This is a genomic window from Pseudomonas sp. QL9, assembly GCF_041409665.1.
Lineage (GTDB): Bacteria > Pseudomonadota > Gammaproteobacteria > Pseudomonadales > Pseudomonadaceae > Pseudomonas > Pseudomonas knackmussii.
Window position 1 is genome coordinate 3,567,602 of record NZ_CP166971.1, and the last position, 14,899, is coordinate 3,582,500.

General features: G+C 61.5%; 13 protein-coding genes and 1 rRNA gene (1 of these 14 only partly in view). 10 read left to right on the forward strand and 4 right to left on the reverse strand.

What is annotated here, in order from left to right; all coding sequences use genetic code 11:
• Positions 1–207 precede the first annotated feature (207 nt).
• The 3 genes from ACA097_RS16730 to ACA097_RS16740 all read right to left on the reverse strand — a co-directional run bounded on the left by ACA097_RS16730 (position 208) and on the right by ACA097_RS16740 (position 3,150).
• Positions 208–1,008, reverse strand: coding sequence for a cyclic nucleotide-binding domain-containing protein (locus ACA097_RS16730; RefSeq protein WP_043255243.1), 801 nt, complete (start codon positions 1,006–1,008; stop codon positions 208–210).
• A 94-nt stretch (positions 1,009–1,102) separates the two neighbouring features.
• Positions 1,103–1,390, reverse strand: coding sequence for a TfoX/Sxy family protein (locus tag ACA097_RS16735; protein ID WP_043255241.1), 288 nt, complete (start codon positions 1,388–1,390; stop codon positions 1,103–1,105).
• A 197-nt stretch (positions 1,391–1,587) separates the two neighbouring features.
• Positions 1,588–3,150, reverse strand: a complete 1,563-nt coding sequence (locus tag ACA097_RS16740; protein WP_371364623.1) for an AAA family ATPase — start codon at positions 3,148–3,150, stop codon at positions 1,588–1,590.
• 218 nt (positions 3,151–3,368) lie between these two features.
• Here ACA097_RS16740 and mrcB point away from each other — a divergent pair, with 218 nt between their 5' ends.
• From mrcB to ACA097_RS16755, 3 genes are read left to right on the forward strand one after another with little or no spacing between them, the layout of a single operon-like run.
• On the forward strand, positions 3,369–5,699 hold the full coding sequence (mrcB, locus tag ACA097_RS16745; RefSeq protein WP_371364625.1) for a penicillin-binding protein 1B: 2,331 nt from the start codon (positions 3,369–3,371) through the stop codon (positions 5,697–5,699).
• A 16-nt stretch (positions 5,700–5,715) separates the two neighbouring features.
• Positions 5,716–6,555, forward strand: coding sequence for a tetratricopeptide repeat protein (locus ACA097_RS16750; RefSeq protein WP_371364627.1), 840 nt, complete (start codon positions 5,716–5,718; stop codon positions 6,553–6,555).
• Complete coding sequence (locus ACA097_RS16755) at positions 6,555–6,884, forward strand: YqcC family protein (RefSeq protein ID WP_043255235.1); 330 nt, start codon at positions 6,555–6,557, stop codon at positions 6,882–6,884. Before ACA097_RS16750 ends, ACA097_RS16755 begins: the two co-directional genes overlap by 1 nt.
• An 11-nt stretch (positions 6,885–6,895) precedes the next feature.
• Here the strand turns inward: ACA097_RS16755 and ACA097_RS16760 are convergent, their stop codons facing one another.
• Entirely contained in the window at positions 6,896–7,342 is a 447-nt protein-coding gene (locus tag ACA097_RS16760; protein WP_043255233.1) for a DUF4124 domain-containing protein, read from the reverse strand.
• Between the two features lie 403 nt (positions 7,343–7,745).
• Here ACA097_RS16760 and ACA097_RS16765 point away from each other — a divergent pair, with 403 nt between their 5' ends.
• The 7 genes from ACA097_RS16765 to ACA097_RS16795 form a co-directional block, all read left to right on the forward strand.
• Positions 7,746–9,476: an acetolactate synthase 3 large subunit gene (locus tag ACA097_RS16765; RefSeq protein ID WP_371364630.1), complete on the forward strand. Its 1,731-nt coding sequence runs from the start codon at positions 7,746–7,748 to the stop codon at positions 9,474–9,476.
• A 2-nt stretch (positions 9,477–9,478) separates the two neighbouring features.
• A complete protein-coding gene (gene ilvN / locus ACA097_RS16770; RefSeq protein WP_043255228.1) occupies positions 9,479–9,970 on the forward strand; it encodes an acetolactate synthase small subunit in 492 nt (163 codons plus the stop codon).
• 45 nt (positions 9,971–10,015) lie between these two features.
• Positions 10,016–11,032, forward strand: coding sequence for a ketol-acid reductoisomerase (ilvC, locus tag ACA097_RS16775; RefSeq protein ID WP_043255226.1), 1,017 nt, complete (start codon positions 10,016–10,018; stop codon positions 11,030–11,032).
• A gap of 140 nt (positions 11,033–11,172) precedes the next feature.
• Positions 11,173–11,997: a CDP-diacylglycerol--serine O-phosphatidyltransferase gene (gene pssA / locus ACA097_RS16780; protein ID WP_043255223.1), complete on the forward strand. Its 825-nt coding sequence runs from the start codon at positions 11,173–11,175 to the stop codon at positions 11,995–11,997.
• 57 nt (positions 11,998–12,054) lie between these two features.
• Positions 12,055–13,068, forward strand: a complete 1,014-nt coding sequence (msrP, locus tag ACA097_RS16785) for a protein-methionine-sulfoxide reductase catalytic subunit MsrP (RefSeq protein ID WP_043255221.1) — start codon at positions 12,055–12,057, stop codon at positions 13,066–13,068.
• Positions 13,068–13,676, forward strand: a complete 609-nt coding sequence (gene msrQ, locus ACA097_RS16790; protein WP_043255220.1) for a protein-methionine-sulfoxide reductase heme-binding subunit MsrQ — start codon at positions 13,068–13,070, stop codon at positions 13,674–13,676. The genes msrP and msrQ overlap by 1 nt, the downstream gene beginning before the upstream one ends.
• 528 nt (positions 13,677–14,204) lie before the next feature.
• A 16S ribosomal RNA gene (locus tag ACA097_RS16795) occupies positions 14,205–14,899 on the forward strand; it runs 842 nt beyond the window's last position.

Consider the following 14,899-nt stretch of genomic DNA (forward strand, 5'->3'; position numbering starts at 1 on the left):
GTGATTAGCCTGATGAGGAGATAATCTGAAGAGTCCGACTGCGGGGGCTCTTGAGCTTATCGCCTGGCCTCGCGACCAGGTGAGGCAATAATAATCATTATCATTTAAGAGTCAACCTCTTCTCTCGCTATTTTCATCATCGCTCGAAGTCGCTCCCAAAAAAGCAGAAGCCCGGCGCGGGGCCGGGCTTCTGTGGCGGTGGAGAGCTCAGCTTGCGCTCTGTTGCTGGCGCAACTGGGTGACTTCGCGGTTCAGCAGGTCGATGCGGCGGGCCATGCTCTCGATCAGGCTGTGGGCAATTCGCGGATTGCTTTGCATCAGGCTGAGGAACTGGTCCTTGGGAATCACCATCACCGTGCAGGGTTCGCTGGCGACGACGCTGGCGCTGCGTTTCTCGCCGGTGAACACGGCCATCGCGCCGAAGATCTCGTCCTTCTGTACGTCGCCAACCTTCTGCCCATCGACGAAGGCCTCGGCGTGGCCCTCGATGATGATGAACACGTGTTCGGCTTCGTCGCCCTGCTGGATCAGCTGGTCGCCGGCGGCGAAATGGCGGAAGCCGGTGGACGGGCGGATATCCGGCTGCTTGAGATGTGCGAGAGCGTCGGAGAGCAGCGCCGTATGGCCGATCAGGTATTGGAGGAAGAGCTCCTGGCGCTCCGGGCTCTCATGAATATGTGCGAACACTTCGTTGCGCGAGTAGGGGATCAGGCACAGAGGCTCTTCGCTGCTGTAGCGGCAGGGTGGCAGGTCGATGCCCTGGCGCAGGCCCACGATGTCGCCTTCCTGCAGGTAGAACAGGGGGCGCTCGTCGACTACCGCGTGCAGCAGGCCATTTTCGATCAGGAACAGCTGGTTACCCGGTACTGCGGCGATCAGATCGTCGGTGCGCTCCAGGCGAATGGGTTCGCCACAGGGTTGCAGGCCTGAAAGAAGCTGGGCAGGAATGCTCTGCAGGCGGGTGATCAATTGATCGGCATAGGCCGGTTGTTCGCCGAGTAAATACATGAGCCGTGGTTCCTTGGGCTGGCGGTGGCAATCGAGGGCACACGAAAGTCCCTGAAACGATAGGGGCAGTCACCGTGTTCCGTAAATCCTTTCGTCAGCGGCTTGTGAGCTGGCTCCGGTTCTGTATCGGAAAAGTTTCCAGCTCGCCCAGCAAAGCTGCCTTGTGGGCGGGGGGCAGATCGTTCCAGTGCACATCCAGCAGGGCGCCTTCGATGGCATACAACAGCACCTTTGAGGCGCGGAATCCCCGCGCCCGCACCGCTCGATAGGCACCCACCGCGCCCAGCCGGCGCAGATCCGAGACATTGTGGATACCCACTGCATGCAGCCACTGGGTGGAGGTTTTGCCGAGATTCTTCAGGTGCAGCAGTTCATCGTTCATCGTCGGTCCTTGCGATGCGGCACGCGGTGGTGAGTCATGCATGGCGGCGAGGGCCTGAACTGCAGGGACGGCCCGCTTGATGTTCAGAAAAAGTGTAGCGGGCTGTAAGAAAATTGTGGCTTTGTGATATCGCTCGCCGCCGAGCTGCTGGATGCGCGACGAACGGCCGGGGTCGACGCATCGACCCCGGCTGCGGGTCAGATCCCCGGCAGGCGCTGGCGGATGTTGGCGACCAGCGCGTCAAGGCTGGCGCTGTCCTGGGTGTCGACGCGCTTGCTGTGGGCCAGCTCGTCGTTGTCCAGGGCTTCGCGTCCGGCTTGCTGGGCCTGCACGACCTCCAGGGTGGCATCGGACGGGTCGACACCTTGCGCTTGGCGCTGAGCCAGCCAGCCGGCGATGACGCTATCGGGCGCCTGACAGTCGAGGATCAGGTAGGGCACGCCGGTGGCGTCGGCGACTTCGCGAGCGGCCTGGCGCTGGACGTGCTTGAGGAAGGTGGCATCGAGCACTACCGGATAGCCGGTGCGGAGGATGTCGGCAGCGAGCTGGTTCAGGCGCTGGTAGGTGGCCTGGCTGGCGTCGTCGCTATAGATGCCGCCTTTCAGGGTGCCTTCCTGGCCGGACTGCTGCTCACCGAACAGGCGCTTGCGCTCGACGTCCGAACGCAGGCGTACGGCGCCCAGCGCTTCGACCAGGCGCATGGCTACGGAGCTCTTACCCACCGCGGACACGCCTACCGTTACTGCCAGGAAGCGCGACGGGATGGCGCTGTAGCTTTCCGCCAGGTTGGCGTAGTTGCGGTATTGGCGCAGGGTCGCGGCCTTCTGCACGGCATCGTTCTGGAACGCCAGGCTGAACAGCGCGATCTTGGCGCGGACCAGTGCGCGATAGGCCTTGTAGAAGTTGAGGATTTCCAGGGACTGGTAGTCGCCGGTGCGCTCCAGGTACTGGTTGACGAAGCGCCGCGCGTGGCATTTCAGGCCGCGGTCCTCGAGGTCCATGGCGAGGAAGGCGTAATCGGCGCAGACGTCGGTGAAGCGGAACGGCTCGTTGAATTCGATGCAGTCGAAGAGCACCACGTTGCCGTCGATCAGGGCCGCGTTGCCGAGGTGGATGTCACCGTGGCATTCGCGGATCGAGCCGTTCACCTTGCGTGACTGGAGCACGGGCAGCAGGCGTTCGAAGGAGCTTTCCGCCCAGCTTTCGAGCGCGTCGAGCTGCTGCAGGTCGGCCTTGTCGCTGAGCAGCGGGCGGATCTGCTCGAAATTCTGCCGCACCGGAGCCATAACCGCTTCCGCGGTGCCCAGCGGGTTTTCCTGAGGAACGTGCGGCGTGCGCTGGTGGAACTCGGCGATCTGCCGGGCGAGGGCGTCGATATGGTCGGTCGTCAGTTCGCCGCGCGCCTGGACTTCGCTGAGCAGTCCGCTCTGGGGGAACTCGCGGCACTTGAGGGCGTATTCGATGGCCGGGCCGCCGCCACCCAGGCGCGGTTCGCTCTCGCTGCCGGTGATCGGCAGAACATCCAGGTAAAGGCCGTCGGTCAGGCGCTGGTTCAGGCGCAGTTCTTCCTCGCAGAAATGCTTGCGCGCCGCGAGGTCAGTGAAGTCCAGGAAGCCGAAGTTGACCGGCTTCTTGATCTTGTAGACATAGGTGCCGGTGAGCAGGACCCAGGAAATGTGGGTTTCGATAACCCGGACCTGCTCTACCGGATGCGGGTAGAGGGCTGGGTTCTGCAGGGCAGCGATCAGAGTCTGGCTCACGGTATTTTCCTTGGCTGTCCGGTTCGTAAGGCCAGGCATTATGGCGGCATGAGCCGTGGGTGCAAACTTGTGATGGCCGGCCGGCAACCAATCGCCTTTGTGCTGGTCGAAGGCAGCGTCGCTGCGGCCGCCTTATCGGCGGCCCTCGACCCAAGAGCCCGGATGCCGCCTGCGGTGGCGTCTGTCCCCTGTGGATAAATTACGTATAATGCGCCGCCATGACGCGTCCTAGATCTTCCCGCTCCCGCACTCCCAAACGTAACGACTCGCCGCGCCTGCGCAAATGGCTTGGCTGGGCCCTGAAACTCGGCCTGGTCGGTCTTGTCGTGCTCGCCGGCTTCGCCGTCTATCTGGACGCGGTCGTCCAGGAGAAGTTCTCCGGCAAGCGCTGGACCATCCCGGCCAAGGTGTATGCCCGACCGCTCGAACTCTTCGTCGGCCTCAAGCTGAACGAAACCGACTTCCTGCAGGAGCTCGGTGCGCTCGGCTATCGCCGCGAGGGCAGTGTCAGTGGGCCTGGCGCCGTGGCTGTATCCGGCAATACCGTCGACCTGAACACCCGCGGCTTCCAGTTCTATGAAGGCGCCGAGCCGGCCCAGCGCATCCGTGTGCGCTTCTCCGGCGACTCCGTCGCGGGCCTGAGCCGCGCCGATGGTTCCGACCTGGCCGTGGCGCGCATGGAGCCGCTGCTGATCGGCGGCATGTACCCGGCGCACAACGAAGACCGCATCCTGATCAAGCTGGATGAAGTGCCGCCCTATCTGATCGATACCCTGGTGGCCGTCGAGGACCGCGACTTCTGGACCCACCACGGTGTGTCGGTGAAGTCGATCGCCCGTGCCGTCTGGGTCAACGCCAGTGCCGGGCAACTGCGCCAGGGCGGCAGCACGCTGACCCAGCAGTTGGTGAAGAACTTCTTCCTGACCAATGAGCGCAGCCTGAGCCGCAAGCTGAACGAAGCCATGATGGCCGTGCTGCTCGAGTTGCACTACGACAAGAAGGACATCCTCCAGGCCTACCTCAACGAGGTGTTCCTCGGCCAGGATGGCCAGCGCTCGGTGAATGGCTTCGGGCTGGCCAGCCAGTACTTCTTCAGCCAGCCGCTGTCGGAGTTGAAGCTGCCGCAGGTGGCCCTGCTGGTGGGCATGGTCAAGGGCCCGTCCTACTACAACCCGCGGCGCAATCCGGAGCGTGCGCTGGAGCGACGGAACGTCGTCCTCGACGTGCTCGCCGAGCAAGGCGTGATCACCCAGGACCAGGCCGCCATCGCCAAGAAGGCCCCGCTGGGCGTGACCAGCCAGGGCAGCATGGCGAACAGTTCCTACCCGGCCTTCCTCGACCTGGTGAAGCGCCAGTTGCGTCAGGACTACCGCGAGGAAGACCTGACCGAGGAAGGGCTGCGCATCTTCACCAGTTTCGATCCGATCCTGCAGTTCAAGGCGGAAAGCGCGGTCACCGAGACCTTCAAGCGCTTCACCGGCCGCAAGGGCATCGACGAAACCGAGACCGCGATGGTCGTGACCAACCCGGAAACCGGCGAGGTGCAGGCGCTGGTCGGCAGCCGCGACGCGCGCTTCGCTGGCTTCAACCGGGCCATCGATGCCGTGCGGCCAATCGGCTCTCTGGTCAAACCGGCGGTCTATTTGACTGCGCTCGAGCGTCCCAGCCAGTACACCCTGACCACCTGGATCCAGGATCAGCCGTTCTCCATCAAGGGCAAGGACGGGCAGGTGTGGACGCCGAAGAACTACGAAGGCGACTCCAACGGCACCATCTTCCTTTACCAGGGGCTGGCGCGTTCGCTGAACCTGTCGACCGCCAAGCTGGGCCTCGATCTAGGCGTGCCGAACGTGCTCAAGACCCTCGAGCGCCTGGGCGTTCAGGTCGACTGGCCAGCCTATCCGTCGATGTTGCTGGGCGCCGGGGCATTGAGCCCGATGCAGGTGGCGACCATGTACCAGACCATCGCCAGTGGCGGCTTCAATACGCCGCTGCGCAGTATCCGCAGTGTGCTTGCCGCTGACGGCCAGCCGCTCAAGCGTTACCCGTTCCAGGTACAACAGCGCTTCGATCCGGGCGCCATTTACCTGCTGCAGAACGCAATGCAGCGGGTGTTGCGCGAAGGTACGGCGCGTTCGGTCTACAGCCAGCTGCCGTCAAGCCTGACCCTGGCCGGCAAGACCGGCACCACCAACGACTCCCGCGACAGCTGGTTCTCCGGATTCGGCCAGGACCTCCTGGCGGTGGTCTGGCTGGGTCGCGACGATAACGGCAAGACACCTTTCACCGGTGCCACCGGTGCGCTGCAGATCTGGACTTCGTTCATGCGCAAGGCCGAGCCCCTGCCATTGGATACGCCGAAGCCGGATAATGTGGTCATGGCCTGGGTTGATCCGCGTACCGGCCAGGGGAGCGACGCCAGTTGCCCGGGCGCCGTGCAGATGCCCTATATTCGCGGTAGTGAGCCGGCAGCGGGCGCCGGTTGTGGCACCAATCCGGAGAACCCGGCCGGTCAGGTGATGGACTGGGTTCGCGGCTGGTTGAACTGAGGCGAGAGGATTCGAAGTGAGAAATGCGTGGTTTGCCGTGGCTGCCGCCGCGGCGGTGCTGTCCGGTTGTGCGACTCCGCAGCAGGGGGCCATTCCTGTCGCGGACCAGGGCACCTCGGTGTCCAACCAGGAGCGCGTCGGCTATTCCGGTACCAGCCAGCCTGCCTACAACAATGCGCCGCGCGCGGCGCAGCCGTCGGGGGGCTCTGGCGTGACCGTGATGGTGCCGCAGGATGCTGGCGCTGCACCGATCCAGACTTTCCCCGCGCAAAGCGGCGCGGCACCGCTGACTACTTCGCCGATTACTCCTGGTCCGCAGTACGGCGCGCCGGCCACTCCGACGACGTCGAGCACGCCGAGCAGTATCAGCAGCACCGGTGGCTTCAGCCAGCAGGTCTACCAACAGCCCGTCTATCAGCAGCAGTCTGCCCAGCCGCCGGCGTATCAACCGCCGGCTTACCAGTCGGCGCCTGCGCAGCAGATGCCGAGCGGCATTCCATCGAGCAACACCCCGCTGGCGGCTGACGAACAACTCGACGGCCCCGTCCTGGCGCTATTGACCACTGCCCAGCAGCAGCAGGGCAGCGGCGATCTCAATGGTGCATCCGCCAGCCTGGAGCGTGCCCAGCGCATTGCCCCGCGCGAGCCGCAGGTGCTCTACAAACTCGCGCAAGTGCGCCTGGCTCAGGGTGACAGTGCCCAGGCCGAGCAGGTTGCACGGCGCGGGTTGGCGCTGGCCGGTGGACGGCCGACGCTGCAGGCCAGCCTCTGGGATGTGATCGCTAAGGCCCGCGAGGCGCAAGGCGATGCTTCTGGCGCAGCCGCTGCGCGACAAAGCGCGAAGGCGACCTTGTAATGGACCGGCGACTACCGGCATTGGCCGATCAGCTGCTGCTCATCGAGCGCGAGCTGCGTGCGCTCGATCTGTGGGCCGCGCAGCCGCCGTCGGTGGAGGCGCTGGCCAGCGTTGAGCCGTTCTGCGTGGATACGCTGGCGCTCGAAGAATGGCTGCAGTGGATCTTCCTGCCGCGCATGAAGCAGATTATCGAGGCGGGTGCGGATCTGCCGCATGCTTCGGGCATCCGCGAGATGGCAGAAGTCACCTATGCCGGCGAGGGGGCGCGGTTCCTGCCGCTGCTGCTCGCCCTCGGAGAGTTCGATCGGCTGATCGCTCGCGAGGGCTGATGCCAGCCTAGTTAGTCGCAGTTCTGCTGCAGGTCGTGCTCGGTTTCTGTGATGCGCGCCTGCCGCTCCTCCTCCGGAATCCGGCGCATGTCGCCGTTATCGTCGGAAACTCGCACGCGCGGGTTGTTCTTCAGCTGAGCCAGATTGGTCCGCAGTCCGTCGCAATACTTGGCGCGCTCGGCCTCTTGTTGGGCAACTTCCTGCCTCACCTTTTCGTCGGCGGCCTTCTGCTTGTCATCTGCCGAGGGCGGCAACGTAGGTGCAGCCTTGGCCGGTAGCGGAAAACCGGGCGTGGGCTGGGCGATCTTGGTGTCGACCGCTGCTGCCTTGGCGTCGGTCGGCGGCTGGGCGCCGAAATGCGTGACGCCCTGGGCGTCGACCCACTTGTATACCTGGGCGGCCATCACCGGAGCACTCAGGGCCAGCATCAGGCTGCCCAGCAGAATCGTGCGTCGCATGCTGTTTCGGTCCTTGGGGTTCGGAGTCTGGCGGTAACTATAACCAAAAGTGCCGATGGTTCCGCAGAGGAAGATCACAACGCGCGTTAGTAACAGATCCATATATAGCTTGACTTGCTGCGAACGAATCAGAAGAATCCAAGGTTCGCTGCAGTGGGCCGGCCGCAAGCTGGTTTTACTCGGCAGACAAGAGGTGCTACCCGCGCCGCAAAGTTTCACCCTGTTTCGCGTTACCTCGCGCTGGGTGGAGGTTCTCCGTAACACAAACAGGAGCGTCTCCAGGTTCTGCTCAATCGGCAGTCGACGTAGCCGGCGATTACATTCGCCCATGTCTGCCGGGCAGCCATCCAAGTCGGTCCCCCACGTCGGGGGTTTCCGTATATAGCGTTCTAGAGGTGACAACGTGGAGCTTTTATCCGGCGCTGAAATGGTCGTCCGCTCGCTGCGTGACGAAGGCGTTAAGTACATCTACGGGTACCCGGGCGGTGCCCTCCTGCATATCTACGACGCTCTCTTCAAAGAGAACGACGTGACCCACATCCTGGTTCGCCACGAGCAGGCCGCCACTCACATGGCCGACGGCTATGCGCGCGCCACCGGCAAACCTGGCGTGGTCCTGGTGACTTCCGGTCCGGGCGCGACCAATGCCATCACCGGCATCGCTACCGCGTACATGGACTCGATCCCCATGGTGGTGATCTCTGGCCAGGTGTCCAGCAACATGGTCGGCACCGACGCGTTCCAGGAAACCGACATGGTCGGTATCTCGCGTCCGATCGTGAAGCACAGCTTCATCATCAAGCACCCGGCGGAAATCCCCGAGGTGATCAAGAAGGCCTTCTACATTGCCCAGTCCGGCCGTCCCGGTCCGGTCGTGATCGATATTCCGAAGGACATGGGCGACCCGACTCAAAAGTTCGAGTACGCCTATCCGAAGAAGGTCAAGCTGCGTTCCTACAGCCCTGCCGTCCGTGGCCACTCCGGTCAGATCCGCAAGGCCGCCGAGATGCTGCTGGCCGCCAAGCGTCCGATCATCTACTCCGGTGGCGGCGTGATCATGGGTAATGCCGCCGAGCCTCTGACCGAGGTCGCGCGCATCCTCAACGTTCCGGTGACCAACACCCTGATGGGCCTGGGTGGCTACCCGGGCAGCGATCGCCAGTTCGTCGGCATGCTCGGCATGCACGGCAGCTACACCGCCAACCTGGCGATGCACCACGCGGACGTGATCTTCGCCGTCGGCGCGCGCTTCGATGACCGGGTGATCAACGGTGAAACCGCAGCCAAGTTCTGCCCGAACGCCAAGATCATCCACGTCGACATCGACCCGGCCTCGATCTCCAAGACCGTCAAGGCCGACATCCCGATCGTTGGCCCGGTAGACAGCGTCCTGACCGAAATGGTCGCCATCCTCAAGGAAATCGGCGAGACCCCGAACAAGGAAGCGCTGGCCGCCTGGTGGAAGCAGATCGACGAATGGCGCGGCAGCCGCGGCCTGTTCCCCTACAACATGGGTGACGGCAGCATCATCAAGCCGCAGACCGTGATCGAGACCCTCTGGGAAGTCACCGGCGGTGACGCCTTCGTCGCCTCCGACGTAGGCCAGCACCAGATGTTCGCGGCGCAGTACTACCGCTTCAACAAGCCCAATCGCTGGATCAACTCCGGTGGCCTGGGCACCATGGGCTTCGGCTTCCCGGCCGCCATGGGTGTGAAGCTGAACTTCCCGGATGCCGACGTCGCCTGCGTAACCGGCGAGGGCAGCATCCAGATGAATATTCAGGAGCTGTCGACCTGCCTGCAGTACGACCTGCCGGTGAAGATCGTCAACCTGAACAACGGTGCTCTGGGCATGGTCCGCCAATGGCAGGACATGCAGTACAACAGCCGCTACTCGCACTCCTACATGGAATCCCTGCCGGACTTCGTCAAGCTGGCTGAGGCCTATGGTCATGTGGGCATGCGCATCACCGAGCTGAAGGACCTGAAGCCGATGATGGAAGAAGCCTTCGCCCTGAAGAATCGCCTGGTGTTCATGGACATCCAGGTCGACACCAGCGAGCACGTCTACCCGATGCAGATCCGTGGCGGTGCGATGCGCGACATGTGGCTGAGCAAGACGGAGCGTACCTGATCATGCGACACATCATTTCCCTGCTGCTGGAAAACGAACCCGGCGCGCTGTCCCGCGTTGTCGGCCTGTTCTCCCAGCGCAACTACAACATCGAAACCCTCACCGTCGCCCCGACCGAGGATCCGACGCTGTCGCGTCTGACCCTGACCACTGCCGGCCAGGACGAGGTCATCGAGCAGATCACCAAGAACCTCAACAAGTTGATCGAGGTGGTGAAGCTGGTGAACCTGTCGGAAAGCGCGCACATCGAACGCGAGCTGATGCTCGTCAAGATCAAGGCTACCGGCGCCCAGCGCGCCGAGGTCAAGCGCACTACCGACATCTTCCGCGGACAGATCGTCGACGTGACCAGCAGCGTGTACACCGTGCAACTGGCAGGCACCAGTGACAAACTGGACAGCTTCATCCAGGCCATCGGGACCGCCTCGATCATCGAAACGGTGCGTACCGGTGTGACCGGCATCGCCCGTGGCGACAAGACTCTCAGCATCTGAATTTGAAAGACGGCCCACGAGGCCAATAGACAGGGGATTACCCAAATGCGCGTTTTCTACGATAAAGACTGTGACCTCTCCATCATCCAGGGCAAGAAAGTTGCCATCATCGGTTACGGTTCCCAGGGCCACGCCCATGCCTGCAACCTGAAGGATTCCGGCGTCGACGTTACCGTCGGCCTGCGTGCGAACTCTTCCTCCGTTGCCAAGGCTCAGAACCACGGCCTGAAAGTCGCCGAAGTCGCTGAAGCCGTTGCTGCTGCCGACCTGGTCATGATCCTGACCCCGGACGAGTTCCAGGGCCGCCTGTACAAGGACGAGATCGAGCCGAACCTGAAGAAAGGCGCCACCCTGGCCTTCGCTCACGGCTTCTCCATCCACTACAACCAAGTCGTACCGCGCGCTGACCTCGACGTGATCATGATCGCGCCGAAGGCTCCGGGCCACACCGTACGTTCCGAGTTCGTAAAAGGCGGCGGCATCCCTGACCTGATCGCCATCTACCAGGACGCTTCCGGCAATGCCAAGAACGTCGCCCTGTCGTATGCCTGCGGCGTCGGCGGCGGCCGTACCGGCATCATCGAAACCACCTTCAAGGACGAGACCGAAACCGACCTGTTCGGCGAGCAGGCCGTTCTGTGCGGCGGTTGCGTCGAGCTGGTGAAAGCCGGTTTCGAAACCCTGGTCGAAGCTGGCTACGCGCCGGAAATGGCCTACTTCGAGTGCCTGCACGAACTGAAGCTGATCGTTGACCTCATGTTCGAAGGCGGCATCGCCAACATGAACTACTCGATCTCGAACAACGCCGAATACGGCGAGTACGTGACCGGTCCGGAAGTGATCAACGCCGAGTCCCGTGCTGCCATGCGCAACGCTCTGAAGCGCATCCAGGACGGCGAATACGCCAAGATGTTCATCACCGAAGGCGCTGCCAACTACCCATCGATGACCGCCTACCGCCGCAACAACGCTGCCCATGGCATCGAAGTCGTTGGCGAGAAGCTGCGCGCCATGATGCCGTGGATCGCTGCCAACAAGATCGTCGACAAGTCCAAGAACTAAGGGCTTTCGCGACACTCGAAGAAACGCGGCCTCGGCCGCGTTTTTTCGTTCTTGCCCACGCTTCTGGTATAAAGCCTGGGCGCGCGGGTCCCTGTCCGGTCCGTGCATTCATCTCCCGTAGAGTTCCCAAGGAAGTTTTCATGACTGAAGGTCCCGAGGAGCCGAACAAGGTCTCCGAAGAAACCGAAAGCCTGCTCCCCATCGATGAGCACATCGAAGAAGGGCACGACGATCAGGGGCGCAAGGTGCGTCATCGTGGCATCTACCTGCTGCCCAACCTGTTCACCACGGCGGCCCTGTTCACTGGCCTGTACGCCATCATCAATGCCATGAGCGGCGACTTCTCCAATGCGGCCATCGCCATTTTCGTCGCCATGGTCCTGGATGGCCTGGACGGTCGCGTTGCACGCCTGACCAATACCCAAAGTGCCTTCGGTGCCGAGTACGACTCGCTGTCCGACATGGTCGCCTTTGGCGTAGCGCCGGCGCTGGTTGCCTTTGAGTGGGCGCTGAGCAGCCTGGGCAAGGTCGGCTGGATGGTTGCCTTCATCTATGTTGCGGGTGCTGCGCTGCGCCTGGCGCGCTTCAACACGCAGGTGGGCAAAGCCGATAAGCGCTACTTCATCGGCCTGGCCAGCCCGGCTGCCGCGGCTCTGGTCGCTGGTACCGTTTGGGCGTTTGCTGACTTCCAGGTGCAGGGCGCCAAGGTCTCGCTGCTGGTTGCGCTGATGGTCGCGGCTGCCGGCATGCTGATGGTCAGCAACATCAAGTACTACAGCTTCAAGGATCTCGACCTGCGCGGTCGCGTGCCGTTTATGGCAATCCTCGTGGTGGTGCTGGCATTTGCCGTAGTCTTCACCGACCCGCCGCGCATCCTGCTGCTGTTGTTCCTCGCTTATGCTGCGTCCGGCCCGGTGCAATACTTGTTGCAATTGCGCCGTCGCAAGCAGCCCCCTGCGGTGTAATTCCGCACGGGCTCCGCAGTCTATTGGCGCATTCAGCCAGTAGTTGCGGAGCCCGCCATGTTGATCAAGATTGCCCGCCCGTCCGACTGCCACGAGTCGGAAGTCACTCCCGAAGCTCTCTACCTGTCACGTCGCCGCTTTCTCGGCGGAAGCCTCTCTGGTATCGCGCTGGCGTCCTTGCCGGGATTCGCGAGTGCCGATCCTTCTCGCTACGACGGTGTCGATCCGGTTGCGCAAACTCCTGCCTGGTTCGATGAAAAGCTAGGCGCGCTCAAATGGGATGCCGTAACCGTCAAAGGGGAAAGCATCACCCCCTTTGCCGACGCGACCCACTACAACAACTTCTACGAGTTCGGACCCGAGAAGACAGATCCGGCAGCAAACGCCGGTGCTCTGCAGACCGAGCCGTGGTCGGTGGTAATCGACGGAGAAGTGGCCAAGCCCGGCAAGTACGCCCTGGAAGACTTCATCAAGCCCTATCAGCTGGAGGAGCGCATCTACCGGCTGCGCTGCGTGGAAGCCTGGTCGATGGTGATTCCCTGGATAGGCTTCCCGATCGCGGAGCTGATCAAGCGCGTCGAGCCGACCGGCAATGCCAAATACCTGCGCTTCGAAACGCTGGTCGATAGGGCGCACATGCCCGGTGTGCAATCCAATTTCGCGTTGATCGAATGGCCATATGTGGAAGGTCTGCGCATGGACGAGGCCATGAATCCGCTGGCAATACTGGCTGTCGGAATGTACGGCCGGGTGCTGGCTAACCAGAACGGTGCGCCACTGCGCCTGATCGCTCCCTGGAAATATGGATTCAAAGGTGCCAAGTCGATCATCCGTATCAGCTTTGTCGCCGAACAGCCGAAGACTACTTGGCAAAGCTTGGCGCCGGACGAGTACGGCTTCTATGCCAACGTCAATCCGACTGTGGACCACCCGCGCTGGACTCAGGCTCATGAAAGACGCCTACCTAGTGGATTATTCAGCCCGAATATTCGTCCCACCCTCATGTTCAACGGCTATGCCGAAGAGGTCGCTTCGCTGTATGCGGGCATGGATTTGAGGGTGAACTACTGATGCGTAATCCCATCTGGCGAATCACCGTTTTCATTCTGGCTTTGTTACCGCCGCTGTACTGGCTGTATCAGGCCTGGATATTTGCGCTGGGACCTGATCCAGGTAAGGCGCTGGTTGATCGGTTGGGGCAGGGCGGCCTGATTCTCCTGCTGCTCACACTGGCGATGACTCCGCTGCAGAAGCTGACGCGCTGGGGAGGCTGGATTCAGGTTCGCCGGCAGCTGGGGTTGTGGTGCTTTGCCTATATATGCCTGCATCTGTGCGCCTATGGTGTGTTCATCCTTGGGCTGGATTGGGCGCAGCTGGGCGTCGAGTTGCGCAAGCGCCCCTACATCATCGTTGGCGCCTTGGGTTTCCTCTGTTTGCTTCCGCTGGCGTTGACCTCGAACAAATACAGCATGCGTAGGCTGGGGGCGAACTGGAAGAAATTGCACCGGCTGATCTATGTCATCCTCGGTTTCGGGCTTCTACATATGCTGTGGGTCGTTCGCTCCGACTTCGAGCGCTGGGCGCTGTACGCGTCTCTGGGGCTGTTGCTACTGATAGTGCGGGTACCTCCGATAGCGAAGCAGCTGCCGGTCCTTCGGACTCGACTCGCCTCGCGCTGAAAATTCTTTCAGAAAGTCGTTGACGGGCATTTTTAAGTCCCTATAATGCGCACCACTCCCAGCGACGAAGCGCTGAAAGAGCTTGAAAATCAAGCACTTACAGGTTCTCGAGGCTGAGAGTGGTGGTCCGGCAGGCGACTCGCTTGCCGCTTTCTCTTGTTCGCCTCTGCGGGCTCGATGAAAGAAGATCGCCGAGGTGCTTGACAGCGAAATTCAACGCTGTAATATGCGCCTCCCGCTGACGAGAAGCGTTGCTGCTCGAAAGCGCAAGCGGTTGAGTAGAAAAGAGATTTTCGAAAAACAGCTTGACAGCAAGAAGGGCTGCTGTAGAATGCGCGGCCTCGGTTGAGACGAAAGGCTTAATCGAAACGCTCTTTAACAAGTTGAATCAAGCAATTCGTGTGGGTGCTTGTGAGTTAAGACTGGTGATCGCAAGATTATCAGCATCACAAGTAACACTCGTGAATTCGAGAGTTTTTTGCGATTGCTGAGCCAAGTTTAGGGTTTTCTCAAAACCCAATCAGTATTGAACTGAAGAGTTTGATCATGGCTCAGATTGAACGCTGGCGGCAGGCCTAACACATGCAAGTCGAGCGGATGAAGGGAGCTTGCTCTCTGATTCAGCGGCGGACGGGTGAGTAATGCCTAGGAATCTGCCTGGTAGTGGGGGACAACGTTTCGAAAGGAACGCTAATACCGCATACGTCCTACGGGAGAAAGTGGGGGATCTTCGGACCTCACGCTATCAGATGAGCCTAGGTCGGATTAGCTAGTAGGTGAGGTAACGGCTCACCTAGGCGACGATCCGTAACTGGTCTGAGAGGATGATCAGTCACACTGGAACTGAGACACGGTCCAGACTCCTACGGGAGGCAGCAGTGGGGAATATTGGACAATGGGCGAAAGCCTGATCCAGCCATGCCGCGTGTGTGAAGAAGGTCTTCGGATTGTAAAGCACTTTAAGTTGGGAGGAAGGGCAGTAAGTTAATACCTTGCTGTTTTGACGTTACCAACAGAATAAGCACCGGCTAACTTCGTGCCAGCAGCCGCGGTAATACGAAGGGTGCAAGCGTTAATCGGAATTACTGGGCGTAAAGCGCGCGTAGGTGGTTTGGTAAGATGGATGTGAAATCCCCGGGCTCAACCTGGGAACTGCATCCATAACTGCCTGACTAGAGTACGGTAGAGGGTGGTGGAATTTCCTGTGTAGCGGTGAAATGCGT